General features: G+C 61.0%; 8 protein-coding genes. 1 reads left to right on the top strand and 7 read right to left on the bottom strand.

What is annotated here, in order from left to right; all coding sequences use genetic code 11:
- Positions 1-100: 100 nt before the first annotated feature.
- The 4 genes from QFZ88_RS26925 to QFZ88_RS26910 are packed head-to-tail and all read right to left on the bottom strand — an operon-like array spanning position 101 to position 6,399.
- A complete protein-coding gene (locus QFZ88_RS26925) occupies positions 101-949 on the bottom strand; it encodes a phosphoadenosine phosphosulfate reductase family protein (RefSeq protein ID WP_210271200.1) in 849 nt (282 codons plus the stop codon).
- The gene (locus QFZ88_RS26920; RefSeq protein ID WP_179654275.1) at positions 946-4,287 is read right to left on the bottom strand and encodes an ATP-binding protein; all 3,342 of its coding nucleotides are present in this window, start codon (positions 4,285-4,287) and stop codon (positions 946-948) included. The genes QFZ88_RS26925 and QFZ88_RS26920 overlap by 4 nt, the downstream gene beginning before the upstream one ends.
- On the bottom strand, positions 4,284-5,219 hold the full coding sequence (locus QFZ88_RS26915) for a DUF4007 family protein (RefSeq protein WP_179654277.1): 936 nt from the start codon (positions 5,217-5,219) through the stop codon (positions 4,284-4,286). Before QFZ88_RS26915 ends, QFZ88_RS26920 begins: the two co-directional genes overlap by 4 nt.
- A 40-nt stretch (positions 5,220-5,259) precedes the next feature.
- Positions 5,260-6,399 carry a cysteine desulfurase family protein gene (locus QFZ88_RS26910; RefSeq protein WP_179654279.1) on the bottom strand — a complete coding sequence of 380 codons (1,140 nt, stop codon included), beginning with the start codon at positions 6,397-6,399 and terminating at the stop codon, positions 5,260-5,262.
- Positions 6,400-6,520: 121 nt separating this feature from the next.
- On the opposite strand from QFZ88_RS26910, the gene QFZ88_RS26905 reads away from it, so the two are divergent.
- Positions 6,521-6,850: a hypothetical protein gene (locus QFZ88_RS26905; protein ID WP_179654281.1), complete on the top strand. Its 330-nt coding sequence runs from the start codon at positions 6,521-6,523 to the stop codon at positions 6,848-6,850.
- Positions 6,851-6,955: 105 nt separating this feature from the next.
- Here the strand turns inward: QFZ88_RS26905 and QFZ88_RS26900 are convergent, their stop codons facing one another.
- Genes QFZ88_RS26900 through QFZ88_RS26890 form a run of 3 tightly spaced genes read right to left on the bottom strand, consistent with a single transcriptional unit; the run spans position 6,956 to position 15,629 of the window.
- Positions 6,956-12,274 (bottom strand): FtsK/SpoIIIE domain-containing protein, encoded by a 5,319-nt coding sequence (locus tag QFZ88_RS26900; protein ID WP_179654283.1) that lies wholly within the window; start codon positions 12,272-12,274, stop codon positions 6,956-6,958.
- A complete protein-coding gene (locus QFZ88_RS26895; RefSeq protein WP_210271201.1) occupies positions 12,271-13,815 on the bottom strand; it encodes a hypothetical protein in 1,545 nt (514 codons plus the stop codon). The genes QFZ88_RS26900 and QFZ88_RS26895 overlap by 4 nt, the downstream gene beginning before the upstream one ends.
- Positions 13,815-15,629: a hypothetical protein gene (locus tag QFZ88_RS26890; RefSeq protein WP_307420777.1), complete on the bottom strand. Its 1,815-nt coding sequence runs from the start codon at positions 15,627-15,629 to the stop codon at positions 13,815-13,817. The genes QFZ88_RS26895 and QFZ88_RS26890 overlap by 1 nt, the downstream gene beginning before the upstream one ends.
- Positions 15,630-15,808: the final 179 nt, after the last annotated feature.

Below are 15,808 nucleotides of genomic sequence, written 5' to 3'. Positions count from 1 at the left end.
ATGTGCCTCCGAGTTTCGCCCTGATCTTACCCGAACGTCTGCTTGGCGATGCGCACGCAACTGTCGTGGTCGCTGCTCCCACATAACACTCCTCACCCTATCACTTGTGGCAGATCACACAGCCTGCAGAGGCTTCTTCGATACCATAGACATCGTCGACGGTGAGCGCTTGGTTGCCGGCAAGGGGATTCATACGGCGACGCGCCAGCAGCCGAGTGCGACGCTGATCGAATTCGCGCTCGATCTGCTCGACCCGTGCCGGCGCGCTGAGTTCGTCCAGACCCTCGCCTTGACTCCAGGTGAAGGGGGACCCGTGGTCGCGCGCCGTCTTCTCGTAACTCTTCGCCTCGTCGAAGGCTTGGGGGTGCTCGCGCATCAGGCGGACCCACTCGATCTTCTGCTGAAAGAAGCAGAACGTGCAACCCGATCGGGTCCTCCAGCGATAGTACTCGGGTTCGCCAAGGCCGGCGCTCTCTAGAGTCTCGATCACTCCCGCCCGATTTATTCCATCGTCGCGTAGGGGGAAGTGAACCTGCATGTTGGCATGCGTCGCCTGATAACCCTCACGGCTTTGTTCGTCCGCGCGGATCGCCACGTAGGAATGCACGACGACCCCAGCATCGAGGTCGCTGCGCAGCCACTGTTCGAGCGGGCGGAGCTTGAGCTGCCGTGTGCACCAACGGGTCTTCGGTGAGGGCAGGAAGTGATTGTACTCCTTGAGCCAGAAGTCGAAGTCGCGATCGGGATTGAGCCGAGTGATTGGCTTGCCCAAGAAACCCTCGAGCTTGTCCAAAAACGAGTAGACCTCCGCCAACTCCTTTCCAGTGTCGGTGAAGAAGTATTCAAGATCGAGGTCCGGCCGGGTCTGCCGCATGTGCACGGCTAAGGCGGCACTGTCACGGCCGCCTGAAATCCCAAGGATGTGACGTTCGCGCACCGCAGCCGTCATGTTGGCTCCATCCCGTTACCGTCAGAAAGGCGTTCCACGATGCGTGCAAGGGCGGCTAGCTCGACGGCTGGCCTCATCCCTTTTCGCCGAAGCTGTGCCATCAAATCGTCCGCCGCTTTGTCTGCGTCCGCAAGCTCCTGCTTGGACACCTGGAACGCGTGGAAGAGCGGCTTTTCCTTCGGATTCAGGCCTACCATCACGGATATGGCCTGCGACGTAGGCGATCGGTCCCGCACCGCTGCAAACGTTTCAGCCTCTCGGAAGCGAAGGCATAGCTTGGCCAATTCGAACATGGCCTGTTCCTGCTCACGGTCCGACCAATTGCGCGGTGGCTTGTGCACAAGCAAGCTCGCCAAGCCTTCAACGTCGCCCCCGCCGCCCTCGAAAGCGCCGGCGCGCATGATGAATGCGTCGACGCGAAGCTCGGCCGACACTCCTGATGCGGTTGAAGATCGCGGACCGATGCCTTCAAACGTGCTGCCGTCGACGCCCAGATGCTCGGCAAGGCTCTTGCGAAGCGCGCCCAGCATTTTCGGATAGGCATACTCGGCGGTGTTGAGGGCCGCGACGACGGTCACGCCCGGGTCGGGATCGCCCTCGAGCGCCGATGCCAGGTCCGAGAATAGAAGTGCTTCCGGGTCACTTGCCTTGAGCACAATATCCCGGACCTTGCGGACTTTCTCGGGGAGCGTGTGGGTGCGCTGAGCCCACAAGGGCAGCGCATGGAACCGCTGATACAGCGCTGACGCTACAGGAAGCGCTTTCGCTTCAATGTGGACCGCTCTGTTCGAGAGAAGGGCCGCAAGCTGTTGAACGAAAGCTTCGTCGCGCTTTGAGCGCGATATTCGACGAAACTCGATTGCGGAAGGGTCTTGCAGGATCCGGTCGGCCACGATGTCGTCGATAGCCGGTTGGAAAACACCGTCGAGATAGACTGCGACCGAGTTGCGGTGGGCCAGCAGATACGACAAAACCAGGACCGGCATGACACCTCGTTTGATGCCGTATGGCCTGGCGGCCCACCTATCGAAAAGTTCTGCCAGGTTAACCCGCCGCTGGCCCAGCTCCGACCAGGCGGGCCGTAACTTTCGGCCGGCCTCATCGTTGCTTGGATCAGCGAAGCGCCACCCGCCCTTGTCGTCCTGCCGATGAAGGCCCAACGGCCGCACGATCGTGAGATAGAGCCCGCGCTCAACTGGATAGTTCTCAATCCCAAGGTCAGCGCTATCCGCCTTCGAGACCATGGCATGCATCAATGTCCGCAGGCCGGCCATCGCCGCTGTCGAAGGCTTGTCTCGGTATAGCAGCTCAGATTGGATAACAGGGGCGCTGCTGAAGGCCTCGCCTGCAAGCGCGGACGCAACGACTGTCAATTCCCGGCCATCGAGTTTCTTGCCGGCCGAGTCCTTTGCGCTGTCCCCGAACGCCCACCAACGTGCCGTCGAAAAGGCCTTCAAGAGATCGCTCCTCACAATCTCGGCGATCAATGCCTTGCGAGCCGACAATTCTCTGCGCGCGATCCGGTCGCCCTCCAGCTGTGGATGGGTCTCTTCGATCCGATCCAGTGCGTAGAGGTCTGACGCGTGGTCCCGCAGCACATATACCTGCTCGCTCGCCGCCACGCCGGCGAGCACTCCCAAGGCCTCAAGCTCGACGCTGAGCTGCTTGGCCGCGACTTTGGCCGGCGCCTCGAAGGTCCGAGCATCTGGTAGCAACATAACCAGCAGGCCGGCCGCGCGCCGCTTCGTCTTGGCCAGTGAAGCAGCGGTTCGCTTCGCCCAAGCGGCGGGGCTCTGCGGGCTGTCGTCGGCGAACTGGATGACGACATCGAAGGTGCGCAACGCCCCTGTCGAAAAGTAGTGGCTCTTGGCTGCGATCGGTCCTACACCCAATCGCGACGGCAAATCTGCGAGCACGTCCGCATCGAGCTTCAGCGCGGCTTTGGAGATGGCCTCGTCGAGGTCAAAGTCGCTGCCGGCGAACAGGGCGTAGCCGCCAAGCCGCGGTTGCCGGATAAGAATCGCTCGGTTGACCAATTCGTCGACGGCCGCAGTGACTTCAGTCTTCTTGGCTTCCGGGGCGCATAACGAAAGGATGTCGTCGGCAACCGCCAGTCCTGAGCCGTTCCGGAACAGCTCGACCACGGCTGCAGCTTTGGCGAGCTTTGCTGCCAATGGACCGAAGAGCGCCGCCTTCTCGACCGCCTCCATCGCCAATGTCATCCGATTGCTTTCGGGACCTACCGACAAGGCGCTACCGAAATTCGCGACGAGATAGTCCCAGAGCTGATCCGGGCCGTACCACGCGTTTCCGCTAAGATCGGTCCGTGCCAGATGCGCCTGAAACCCGTTTGGCTCGGAGGATGAAAGAAAGCCGAAAACACTCCGTTCGTTTTGCGCGAACCGCTGACGCGATACCGGTCCGAGCAACAGAGCCGAAACCGGGTGCAATGGCCAGGTTTGAGTCAGTACCTCGGTGAGCCCCGCAACGTCGACCGGCCGGCGATGCGAAATCGCTTCGGCGGTGCGAGCAGCGATGTCCTTGGCGCTTGCCGGCGCGTCGTCGCTGCCGATCGCCCGGGCTATGAGAGCCGCGACTTCGTCTGCCTGCGCAACGAAGGGCACGTTCTGGTATCGGCCCTGCACCTTCGCCCACTCGTTCCGACCTGTGCGGCTCAGCCGGTTGGCGTATTGTTCGAAGGATTGATGCAGGATCCCGACGACCACTAGCCGGCCGCTGGACCGGGCCGCCCGCTCCGCGAGATCCTGCAGAATATGGACGTCGCCGGCAGAACCCGTTGCATGCTCGAGGAACTTGCCGAGCTCGTCGATGACGACGAGCAGGCCGCCCTTGTTTCGAGCATGAGCCTCCAATTCGTCGATGAGCACTCGCTCGTCGCGGGCACCCTCGACGGTGGCCCAGGGCCAGTCAAATTGAGTGGCGGCCGCTTCCGCCAACGCACCCGTGAGGCTCGTACGTCGACCCGTCAGGGCGAGCACTTCCCACGCGCGGCCGCGCCCCGGAAAGGCCGACGAGAACTCCTCGCTCAGTTCGGGTCCGACGATCCCTTCTGCGAGCGTCCGTTGCTTCTTGTTGCCGGCAACCAAGTTAGCAACAAGCAGTGCAGCACAGGATTTGCCACCCCCGTAGGGACCCGTCCAAGTGAACGCATATTGCGAGCCCTCAGCGATGCCGGTCAGCATTGCCACCAATGACTTGCGCACGCTCGCCTGCAGCACGTAGCCGGTCAGCGGTGGCGTGCCATTGAGGTCGGTGTCGATCCTCGCTGAAAGCGCGAACCGGCGTTCGACCTTGACGATATCGGCGAGCTTGGTCATGCGGCCCTCGGTCGCCGATAGCCGGCCTTGATGAGTTCGAAGTCATCGATTGCGTCGAGACGACCGTTTAGAGCGACCTGACGGAGACCCGCCGTGTCGGTCCAAATCATCTTGCCGCCGGTGGGCTCGCCGATGGCCATCAGGCGCGCCACCAGGCTATCCTCGTCCAACTTGAAGACCCGCCCGGGTGAGCCGGGACCATACTGCACTTGTTCCACCGAGATGGTGGGTGACGAGTTGTGATGACGCTCCCAGAAACGCTTCAACACGAGAGCGAAGATGCTGTCCTCGAGCGAGGGTTTCTGTCCTCGAACGAATTCGAGCTGCCCGGTCGTCCGATGCTCGCGGAGAAGCCCAAGCTCGACGAGCAGGGGCTCGGCCGCGTCCTCTCCGGAGTCAGAATAGCGTGGCGCGTAGCTGCGCACGAACACTTCCACATCGCGCTTTAGCGTCTCTGGCGTCGCCCTAGCCGTGACACGGGCATCGACGATGGCGGCCATCGCTCTGACGAGGTCGTCGCGCGTAAAGGCGACCTGATTGAGCACGTTGAATGCGTAGTAGAACGTCGTTGCGGTCTGAGGCTCGCTCACGAGGTGGGCATGCATCAGCCAGAGGGTCGAGGGATGCTCCAGATACGGATCAAGCCCGGTCCGGTCCGCGAAGATCAGCCGCCCTAGGTCGGTCGCCCGAAGATGCGTCGGGCTGTCCTCGAGGACCTTCGTCGCAAGGGCCCAATGCCGCATCGAGAGGGCCATGTTCTTGCCAACGCCAAAAGTAGCGATTGCACTTTGTTCCTGAAATGTTCTACGGTCGACGCCGTCAGGGCCGGACGCAGCATCGAAAGCCTTCTTCAGCCATAGGAGCCGCAGCGCAAAGGTCTCGTGGCCCGACACGCGAATCGCGGTGGCCGGATCATAAAGGTCGTTCAACATGGGAATGAATGCTACTGGAGACCGTCGCCAGCGGCAATCCCTATCGGCGGACAATTTCGGACAAGACGATCGCCGCCTCTGCCGCTTCTGTAGGACTATTGTAGCGTCCGAAGTATAACCGCAAAGTTTCCGAAGCCTCACGTTGAGTGTATCCCATCGCGGTCAGAACGTGAGAGGCAGTAATCTGGCCGCTAGTACAGGCTGAGCCTTCAGAAATCGCAATACGATCACTTGCACGTCCGATGATCGACATCGCATCGTTACCAGGAAATCTCAGGCTGAGACTGCCCGGAACTCGCTCCTTCTCGGGAACATTTTCAAAGAATTGAACCTGCCTGCTGCGTATCTCTTCTAGAAACACCGCCGAGAGCGCCCGCGAATGTGCGGCATCCGCACCAAGCCGCGTCCTGGAGAGCTTGGCCGCGGCGCCAAAGCCGGCAACAAGCGGTGTCGGGACAGTCCCAGGACGGATGCCAGTCTCCTGTCCGCCGCCGAACAGCATCGGCAACGGCCTGACTGGAGCCGCGGACGAAACGAACAGCCCGCCGATTCCCATCGGACCGTACATCTTGTGCGATGAGAGGCTGGCTAGGTCGAATTCCGTGCAGTCGAGAGGTAGCTTCCCTAGGGCCTGCGCCGCGTCCACATGAACCAGAGCGCCTGCAGCGCGCGCGATGCGGACGACCTCGGCGAGCGGTTGAACAGAGCCCACCTCGTTGTTGACGGCCATCACCGAAACCAATAGCGTTTGCTCGCCGACCACCCGCTCCAGCACTGAAATGTCGATCACGCCATTTTCGTCGACCGGCGCTTCGATGATCCTGAAACCAGCGGTGCGAAGCGAGCTTGCCGATGAGAGAACGCTTTTGTGTTCGATGGCAGAAACGACGATCTCTCGCCGCTCGATGCTGCGCTCGACGGCTGAGAACGCTGTCCCCCTTATCGCGATGTTGTTTGCTTCCGTGGCCCCGGACGTGAAGACTACTTCCTGCGGATCGCAGCCGATAAGAGACGCCACATCGGAGCGTGCCCGTTCCACGGCCTGAGACGCTAGCATGCCGGCGAGGTGAGGGGAGTGTGGGTTGCCGACTTGCGCATGCCACCAAGGTGACATCGCTTCCAGGGCCTCGGGGGCCAAGGGAGTCGTCGAGTGGCCATCAAGATAGATCGGCGTGGGCATAAGGAACTCTGTGTCGTCGAATGGCGAGCCTAGTCAAGCCCGGCGGAAAATTCGAAGTGCGCCCCGGGTCGAGGCCGGCGCCATTTGTTGATAGATTCGCGGACAAGCGCGAGAGGAACTCATGGCGGACGGCAAGGACGTAAGCATCAACGAAATCTACAAGGAACAGTACGCTCACTTCAGGGCGATGAATGACATTCTCTATAAGATCCCCCCGCTGTTTTCGGCGGCGATCGGCGGCTTGTGGTACTTCGCGGCCTCCCAGCTCACATCGGACCGACTGATCGCGGTCGGCATCTTCGTGTTCGCGGCCGTCGTAAGCGTGTGCAGCGTCCTCATCATGGGACGCTTCAGCCTGGCGTTCAGCCGCTACATCACCAAACCTCAACAAGCTCGACGGCGACTATGCGGTTTCGCTCAGAGACCAGACGTGGCCGCCCTCGACCGTTAAAATCATCCAGTTCCTGCTGTGGGTCGCCATGGCGATTTCGTGTGCCGGTGTCATCTACGCCCTCGTCCTGCTGCTCAGCCCCGCGCCGCTTCCTACGCCGGCACCCTAAGCGTCTTGTGCCGCGATTGCCGACACGACGTCTTCAATGTCGTCATCGGATAGGAACGGCGCCTGCGCGAAGACGATGGAGGCTTCGCCGCTCAGTCGTGCCGCAAGGTGACCGAGGCCGAGGAGGTTCTCCGCGCCCTTCATGCCCAAGGCGATCTCGGAAGTGCCGACGCTTGCGACTTTCAAAATGAGCCGGTTGCCGAGATTGTCACGCAGCTGAACAGGCATCACCCCCGCATCAGGCCGCTGCGCAGCGAAGACCAAGTGGATGCCGGCCGCGCGCGCCTTCACGCCCAGCCGGGAAACGATCGATGTGACGGCACCCTTATAGTCCTCTGTCAACATCCACTCTGCGAACTCGTCGTGGACGAGGAACTTCATCGGCAGGCGTTCTTCCGGCGCCACCTTGATATTGAAAGACCTGATGTCACGGGCGCCACTCTGCCTGAATAGCTCGTAGCGGCGGTCCATCTCGACGACGAGACCATCCATCATTTCGATCGCGGCAGACTGATCGATCACGATACCGCCCTTCACATGCGGCAGGCGCTCGATCGCCGAGTAATCGACGCCCATCTTGGGATCGATCAGGTGGATGTGGACCAGCGCGCTCGGGTTGGTCGCCGCGATGTCGAGGATCAACGCTTGGATCAGAACCGACTTGCCGCTGCCCGTGGCGCCTGCGATCAACGTGTGGGGGTCGTGCTGAGACGCTCCGGCGAAGGGCCCCCCGAGATTAAGATAGAGGATCTCACCATCGAGTTCGCGCAGCCCAAGCAGGAAGCTCGTATTGAGCCCCGCGGCGTTGCGGTTCACAGCGCGCCGCGCCCAGAGGTCCCACATCGAGACGATCTGCCGCTTGGGTCGTGCGACGCCCACAACGATTTCGCCGGGCAGGGGAGAGACGGAAATCAGCCTCAGCCCATGCGTGGTCAGAAGCGCCGATTGCTTGGCCTCAATGTCCTCGACCCGAAGCCGGTCGCTACCCAAGAAACGGACGAGCGCGGCATTTGGCGTCAACCGCATGCCGGCGATCTTGGCTTGCAGATTGTATCCCATGAGCGCGGTGCGAAGACGGCTCGCGGTGGCCTCGAGCCATTGATCGTCCTCACCGGCTTCCGATTGTATCTGCCCTGCGCGGCGGGATACCAAGGCGGCAAAGCTCTCAGAACTTCCCGATGATAACTGGTCCGAGGTCTTCTCCGCAGTTTGCTCAGCAGGACCGGTGCTCGGAGGAGGTGCAACCCTGGTGTCTGCGACCGATGTTTTGACAGCGCCGCTTGGTGGCAACGGGGGCGACGAGGGCGTCGGGGGAGTCCCATTATCGTCAGATCCGGGACGGCCGGGCCCTTTCGACGGGCCGCCGTTCGTCGTCCACCGCAGACGCGGTGCCGGCACCCGGAAGTCCGCATTTTCCCATGGCCTGCGATCGCCGAGCGAACTCCTGATCGGCATCAACGGATTGGAGGCTTCATACGCCTTGATCAGCTGTCTAAGGCCTTCGCGGGTATAGACCTCCTGCAAACCATGGACCTCAGTGACTTCATCCTGATCGCCCGACGAACCCGTCGTCGCCTCAGCCGGTCCGGAGACAAAGACATGCGAATAGCCTTTAAGGTCGATCTCGACCGTCCCGTTTCGGATCCCGTTTCTGACCTCCTCGAGTGAGAAGTTGGAGCTTAGGGCCGACGGCTCATCAAGCAGGATGTCGGCAAGCCGCGAAAGCCAAAGATCGCGGTCAAGCCGTCCCGGATCTCCGAACAGCGCGTCCTCGATCCTTCGCATGGTCTGTCTTAGCTGCTGACCAGAATGGCGTTTAGCTTCGGAGAGCCCGCTCGCCTCGACATACTTTGCCTCCGTCACGATGGCACGGAGCCGCGGTCGCCCCTCCGGACCCGGATCAACGCTAAGCGCGAGGATGTCGGCGATACCTTCCTCTCGCTGGCCCAACCACTGCGCGTAATCGTCGAGCAGGAACCATGATGCAGGCCGTTTGAGAAATTCCTCGGCAACAAGCGCGCGACTAAGGACCAAGCCAATCAACTCACCAGCCGACACGCCCCGCTTAGCGGCACGCAGTATGATATCCCCGGAAATTGCCCTGGCATCGGCAATCATTCGGTCGGCCAAGGCCATCAGGCGATCGTCGCTCAGCCCCAGACTGAGCTGGTCCAGACGTCGGCGCACAAGTACCGGCAACACCCGCAGATCGGAGGTCGACGACACCACCATGTTGCGACCATGGGTACGCTCACGCCGGTATCGAATGACCTTGATTCCCTGAGCGGCAAGCTGCCGCTTGTCGAGGAGGTCGTCATAAGTGGCGACCCACTCTGCCAAGCCATGAACATCTTTGAACATGGCCTCGAGCCCATGGTCTTGCAGCGAAATCTGCCGGGCCGGCAGGTAGTGTTCGTTGTCGCGATGTGACTGTTTGCGGATCACAGCCGCCAGAGCGTCAAGATAGCACCAGCCGACGCGCGGCTGCCGCGGCGACACCAGATAGCTGGTTGCCGTGAGCTGCTCCTCGCCGATGACTCTGCGGTAGGACCAGCGGGGCGGAACGTGATCCAGGATCGAAGGGTCGGTGGCGTCGTTGCGAGGTACCGAGAACCAAGCCTCGCGCGCCTGTCTCGACACGACGTCATGCAGGAACGCGACATCGACACTGCGTTCGTCAGCGGCTCGTCGACCGGCACCACCCTCGAGCATAACCCCGATCCGCAGTTTCGACATGAAATTAAGCGACGTCTCGCTCACGACGACGGCGTCGGGATCGCTCCCGGATTGATCCAACAGGTCAGTATAGACCTTGTTGAGCTTCGAGCGATCTCGATGGCGCACGAGGACGTTGCAATGAACCTCGTCCTCATGCACGGATCCAAGCGCGTTCACGGTGGCAAGGGGCAGGCCCGCCGTGTCGCAGTTGTAGAGCATGATGCTGAGGTTAGCCCGCTCATGCGGCTGCAGATCGAGATAGCGGGCGATCAGACCGCGAATCTCGCGCGCGGCTTCGCCCGGGTCGACATCCGTGGAGGCTTCCGAGGGGTCACGAACCGGCCTTTCCATCAAGCTGTAGTCGTTGAGCGTGCTCGTCTCGGTCAGGAGAACTGCTTCGCCACCCGTGAAGCCCGTGACGGCCTCAGGATAATAGGCATGTTCGAACTCGGCGCGCAGGTCGGCAAAGAAGAGCCGCTGATCTCCGAAGTTGACCTCTTCGGCCTTGAGCAGGTGATCGAAAAGCCCACACAGAGCCCGCATCTTGACCGCGGTCGCCGCCATCCGCATAGGGTGCCAGGGCGCTACGATTGCGGCCGGCGCCGTGCCGGCGATCTGCACTGCGCCGATCCTCAGGATCGGCTCCCAAAGGTCGCGCCGGTTCAGGTCGCCCGGCGCCGACCTTCGAAGCTGCTCAAGAAGTTTGCCGTAAAGGTCGACCTGATCGAGCTGCGGCTGTCCTCCCATTCCATTGGAACGCCAGTCCTCGATGGCTGCCACGTAACTCTTGGCAAAAGCGGTCCAGGCCTCGCCAAGGTCTACTCCGGCAGGCGGAGCAATGCGACCGGCGGCGACCGCTGCCTTGATGGATCGGGGCAGCGTTTTGCCCAAGTCTTCGACATTAGTGGAACGCGGAACAAGCGATCCCGCATCCTGTCGAAACGACGGTTGTAGCGTACCAACATCGGCAAGCGAGACGGACTGCATCGCGCCCTTCTTGCTCACCAGCATGCGCGAGACTTCGGCGATGCCGAAGGGGTTCTTTCCAAGTCTGGCAAGGTCATCAGGAAGGGCAAGCCCGATTGCGTTGGGCTCACCGCGCCAAATCAGCTGAACGGTGTTTCTTTCCATCGACGAACCCTCTCCCACAGTGAGGGTCAGGTCGAACTTGATCTGGATGTTGGCGCGCGATGTCGAAACATTCTCGCGGAACTTTCGCCTCTTCCTTGCGGCCTCGAGCAGCGTCTCAAACTCGAATATGTGCGGCGTATCCCAACCGATCGCCTTTGGAAGCGTCCGAGGCAAGGCCTTGTATTTGAGGCTGAAGGCACGCGCGACATCCGCGTTCATGTCCAGCCATTGCGTCTTGGTGCGACGCGAGGATCGGATATCGATCCGGCGGGGCCTCTTGAGGGTGCCCAACTGCGCAAAGAGCCTCTCGATGCTGCGGACCAGTCCATCGAGGAAGTCTGTGCACTCGATCGGCCGCCCGTAGATGAACTTCTCCCATTTCGCCCGCAACTGTCGATTGGCGGCGAGATCTTCGCGGTGAGCCTCGAAGAACTCACGGTCATCCTCCCTCGACTCCTTGAGGGACCTGCTCTTGAGATCACCTAGATAAGACTTGTCGGCGTCACTCAGTCGATCGGGGCGCTCGTAGTCGAAGAACTGGATCGTCTCCTCTGGGAGTTTCAGTTTCTTCAGCTTCAGACCTGAGAAGACGAGCAGGATATTGTCCTGCTCCCACTCGAGCTCTGCGAGCTTTTCGGTCGCCTCCCGCCACCCGGCTGGTGATGCGATGAATGCCTCGATGGTCGGATGAAGAGCCGCTGCGATCTCATCGCGAACGGCGTCGAACTGGTCGTGCAGCTCCTCGGATTCGATGGGTTGGCGGTTAGGTCTCTGTTTAGAAAGTAGAGGTCTGCGATCGCTGATCAGCTTATCGTACAACCGGCGCCAACGGCTTTGCTGTTGCAGGTCCTTCGGCCGCTGCGATGCGAAGTATCCGGTGTCGCGCGGCAGCTGCAGTGCCGGCAATGCCCACCCGAGTGCGTCCGCGACTGGCAGGGACGTGTTCTCGATGGCATCTCGCGTCATTGCGACGTAGTTGCTGAGCTGCGCCAGCGGCCAATCGTCTACGCTGGACAACGCCTTTAGGGCGATCTGCCAGGCATCGACATGCTCCGGGGGCAACCCAAGACCGTCGGACGCGGGCAAAACCCAGTAATGCGGTCCCTCCTTGAGCTCCTTGGCGCCGATCAGCGCCACGTCGTGAAGAGATGCCCCTTGGTCGTCGTCGGTGTTGGCGATGAGCAGGGCAGGGCGGTCGCATTCGGCATGCCGCAAAGCAACCGTCCTCTCATCGGTCAGCACAGCTTCCGGCAGTCCCTGACCATCGACCAAGGTGCGAGGCACAGCGATTTTGACGCGAGACTGTATCGACGCATCCGAGACGAGCTCCCGCACGATCGCGGCGACCTGGGGGCCGGTAAGGCGATCGAGCATAAAGCGAGCTGTCCCGCTGTCAGGGCCGAGACCCTGCAAGCGCTCCTTGAGCGCAGCAGCGCCAGCCCTGCCGATGAGATCGAGCGCGTTCATGCCCTCACCTCGCGGCGAAATGGGTTTTCGACGTAGGCTGCGGAGTCCGAGAGTCGATTGAGCAGACCGAGGCTGATCAACCGTTCCTCCAATCGCCGGGCGTTGTCGGAAAAGTCCTCCTGATCGGCTTTGCCCGCGCCAATGATGCTTGCAGCTTGGTGATCCCCGATCACAAAGCCATAGCGGCCGTAGAGTTCGGCGAGGAAATCCTTGAATTCCATCCGTTCCCTGACGCAGCACACCACAAGCGTCTTGAGGAGGCGGTCTGTCGGCGCATACCGCACGCGCCGGCTTGAGCGTCGAGAGCTCAGGCCGATTTGCCGCGCCCAGGTTGAATGAACCTTGCCAACATGCTGTCCATGCCGGGTCTTCGCCCTGCTGACAAGTTCCTCAATAAGGTCCCGGGGACTGCTCATGCCGGAGGGGAGCTCGTCGGGATCCGGCCAATCGAATTGCCGGGCCAGAACCTCAGCCGCGCTGAGTATGGCATCGTCCGATGCGACGGCAACCTGCCATTCGTGAGATGCTTCGACGCTGCGCACATACTGCTCGATGGCGAGGCCCGGCAGTGCATTGTTTGCCTGAAAGGAATCCGCGGCAAGATCGCGCACCACCGTCTTTCGGGGCGAAACGATCTCGCAGATCATCGTGATAGGCACCGCGTCGAGCAGCTCACGCGCGCGGTCGAGCTGGTATCGCACCAAGTTGAGGCCCGTGATGTTCACGATGTGGGGGAGGGCATCAAAGACGGAGATCGGGCTGTCTAGAATTGCAATCCAATCCTCGGCGAGTTGATCGAAGATTGGGTGGGTCGAGCATGGTAGATACGAGCCAGGGCGGTCGCGTTCTGCCAGTTGCGCCTCGCCTTGCAGGGCAGCTACCAACCGGTCGTAGACCGTAGGCTGCTCGAACAGCTTTCCAACCAGCCGTTCCCTGAGATCAGCCGCTCGCTTGGATCGACAAAGCATGAGGTAGAGAACTTCGCCCGTTCGGGCAAAGAAGCGCCTGTCGGTCGAGACGCCGGACGCTGTCACGGCAGCATCTTCGTAGAGCGCGCTTGGTCCGAACGGGAAAACGAACTTGGAACTCCAGCGCTTGTTGCTCGCGCCCTCGATCGCCGAAGATTGCAGGAATCCGACCACCGATGCGAAGTCCTCGAAACTGTCGAAGCGGCTGCGAAGGTAACTGAAGTCGCGACTCTCCAGACCGCCAGCATTCTGTTCCATCAGATCCAACCACTTGGTCCAGGCAGCATCATCGGAGAGGCGCTCGGCTCCGATGGTCAGCAGGTACGGATTGTTGAATACAAGATTGCGCAGGCGAAGTTGGGTCTGCGGACGATAAGAGAGCGCGTTGAGCTCTTGTTCCGCCAAGGCGCGGCCGGCAAGTTGTTCCGACCTAAGCACCCCCAAGAACTCCAGCAGGATCAGCCACGGCGTCTGCTCATCGTGAAGGCGATGCCCCCAGATCGCTTCGTCGACCCAGAATGCCGGACCCGTGCGGTCCTCGTGCGAGATTGGGCGCTTCAGAATCTCCATCATTAGAGCCTCACCGTGACGCTGCGCGATGATGCTCTACCGTCAGGATTGAGGTCGATGAACTTGAGGACGATACCGTCGCTGCGATCGTCGCCATCGAGGTCGCGGCGCCGCTCCACGGCACTCAGGAGCCTCGCCTTAAACGCAAGAAGATCCTCATGACACTCGAGCGAAAAGCTCGTGGGCAGCGCACCTTCCGCCACTCTTCCCAAAAATTCGAACCGTGTCGTCGACAGCTGTAGCGTCACCGGGGGCGGGTCGTCGCGTGCGAGCTTGACCACGAGCTTCATGCCGCCGGCGCCATCACCGAGTAGGGCGACCTCCTCGCCGCCGCGGCGGCTGACTGACACAAACTCCTCAAGCAGCGGACTTGTCCGCGATTGCGATTGGCTTCCCGAACTCGCGAGAACCAACTCATCCTGGTTCTGGATCAGCATGCCGGTAAACACTCGATTGAGCCCGCGCATGAGCATGGGCATTACTTGCCGAGGCAATGCCCTTTTCTCGGATAGGGCGCGAGCGGTCTCGAGATAGAGGCCTGCGTAACGAAACACCGTCAGATCCCAAAGGTCCAAAGTGTCTGCCAGCTCGTCGGAGATGGTAAAGAAGAGGCGCTGGCGTTGGCCGCGGAGCAGCCCGAGAAAGCGCGAAACCGCGCTCGGATCGTCGCCTTCCAAATAAGACTGTTGCGCTCGCTTGTACGCCGGCGTCTCGCCATAGAGTTGGTCTGATTGGACCAATGCCCGGTAAGTCTCGACCAGTGCGGGATCGTCGGCCCCGTACACAAGCATGTTGTCGACTGTGTTGCTCGTTTCGGAACCGATTCCGAACAGGTTGAGCTTTCGAAAGGGTTCTGTTCTTTCCGCGCGGCTCGGCCGCAGATTGCCCCCGAAGACATTGCGATAGGGACTCGCGCGCTCGGCAGTCGCGGCGGAGGCCAAATCAGCGACGTCCGTGCACGACATCAGCCCGTCTCTTGCATCGGCATGGCCAAGAATGACGTTCGTGACGAGCGAGAGCACTTGGCGGATGGTGAAGTGTCCGCCGTTCTGTTCGCTGGCCTCAACGAGGGCACCTAGCCGACGCCGGAAAAGTCCGTTGTCGTTGGTCCCGATCAGCCGATCGCGGTTTTCTCGGATGGGACAGGTGCCTTCGCTCAATGCCGGACAGTCCAAGCATCCGTTCCATCCCGGATGTTGCGTGACGGCATCGATGACTTGGTCGATCATCACGGCGGCGGCCGATCGGCTAAGATCTCGCAAATCTAGCTTGATGGCGGGATTTCCGCTCCGGCCCGAGACCAAAAGGTTCTCTACGCACTCGACCAGAGCGGCCGTGGTCTCGTCGCTGCCAGCGGTCTTCAGCTTCTCCAGCAGCTGTCCATGGTTGGCGGCCAATAGATAAACTCGGGGTGAGTTTGGGTCTGCAACGTCCCATGCCATGCGCTCGATCAGCGGCTTGCTCTCATCGGAGCGAAGCTCGCTCAAATCTTTAACGACAATGAGTTGCCGGGCTCCCAAACCGAGCCTTTGGATCTTCTCTCCGCCGTTCCAGTCTTCGACGGTGCCGCCGAGCTCAAGCCAGACTCGCCGGCAATGATAGGTCTTTCCGTCACCAGCGGTGCCAGTGAGGATAATGGATAGGCACTCGTCCGACCTGAAATTGTTGACCAGCCATTCGAGATGCGGCGCAGGGAGCTCGATTGGCTGCATCTTCAACCGGGCGAGAGCCCGCTGGATGGTCTCGTCGTACATATTGTCGTTGGTGGGAATGGGCCCGTAATTCCGAAGGAATCGGATCCAATTGTTCGTCGGCATGCACTAAGCCCCCAAGACTGTCGTCCAGCGCTGACGACCGTCCTAGAATTCCAGCGCAGCCCCACGGAATCAGCAGAGGCAGACTACTTTAGAACGCGCGAAACGCAACAACACCGCGAAGCGGAAAATCCACAGCTAGGTCCCGACTGTTCCTGTGTAAAAAACTGCCCCGGGGTCGC

The sequence above is a fragment of the Mesorhizobium sp. YL-MeA3-2017 genome (genome assembly GCF_030814575.1).
GTDB classification, from domain to species: Bacteria; Pseudomonadota; Alphaproteobacteria; order Rhizobiales; family Rhizobiaceae; genus Mesorhizobium; species Mesorhizobium terrae.
This window is presented reverse-complemented; position numbering and strand designations above follow the sequence as displayed.

Coding starts and splice junctions, on each gene's coding strand:
- QFZ88_RS26925 (WP_210271200.1), bottom strand. CDS start 949: ATGACGGCTGCGGTGCGCGAACGTCACATCCTTGGGATTTCAGGCGGC.
- QFZ88_RS26920 (WP_179654275.1), bottom strand. CDS start 4,287: ATGACCAAGCTCGCCGATATCGTCAAGGTCGAACGCCGGTTCGCGCTT.
- QFZ88_RS26915 (WP_179654277.1), bottom strand. CDS start 5,219: ATGTTGAACGACCTTTATGATCCGGCCACCGCGATTCGCGTGTCGGGC.
- QFZ88_RS26910 (WP_179654279.1), bottom strand. CDS start 6,399: ATGCCCACGCCGATCTATCTTGATGGCCACTCGACGACTCCCTTGGCC.
- QFZ88_RS26905 (WP_179654281.1), top strand. CDS start 6,521: ATGGCGGACGGCAAGGACGTAAGCATCAACGAAATCTACAAGGAACAG.
- QFZ88_RS26900 (WP_179654283.1), bottom strand. CDS start 12,274: ATGAACGCGCTCGATCTCATCGGCAGGGCTGGCGCTGCTGCGCTCAAG.
- QFZ88_RS26895 (WP_210271201.1), bottom strand. CDS start 13,815: ATGATGGAGATTCTGAAGCGCCCAATCTCGCACGAGGACCGCACGGGT.
- QFZ88_RS26890 (WP_307420777.1), bottom strand. CDS start 15,629: ATGCCGACGAACAATTGGATCCGATTCCTTCGGAATTACGGGCCCATT.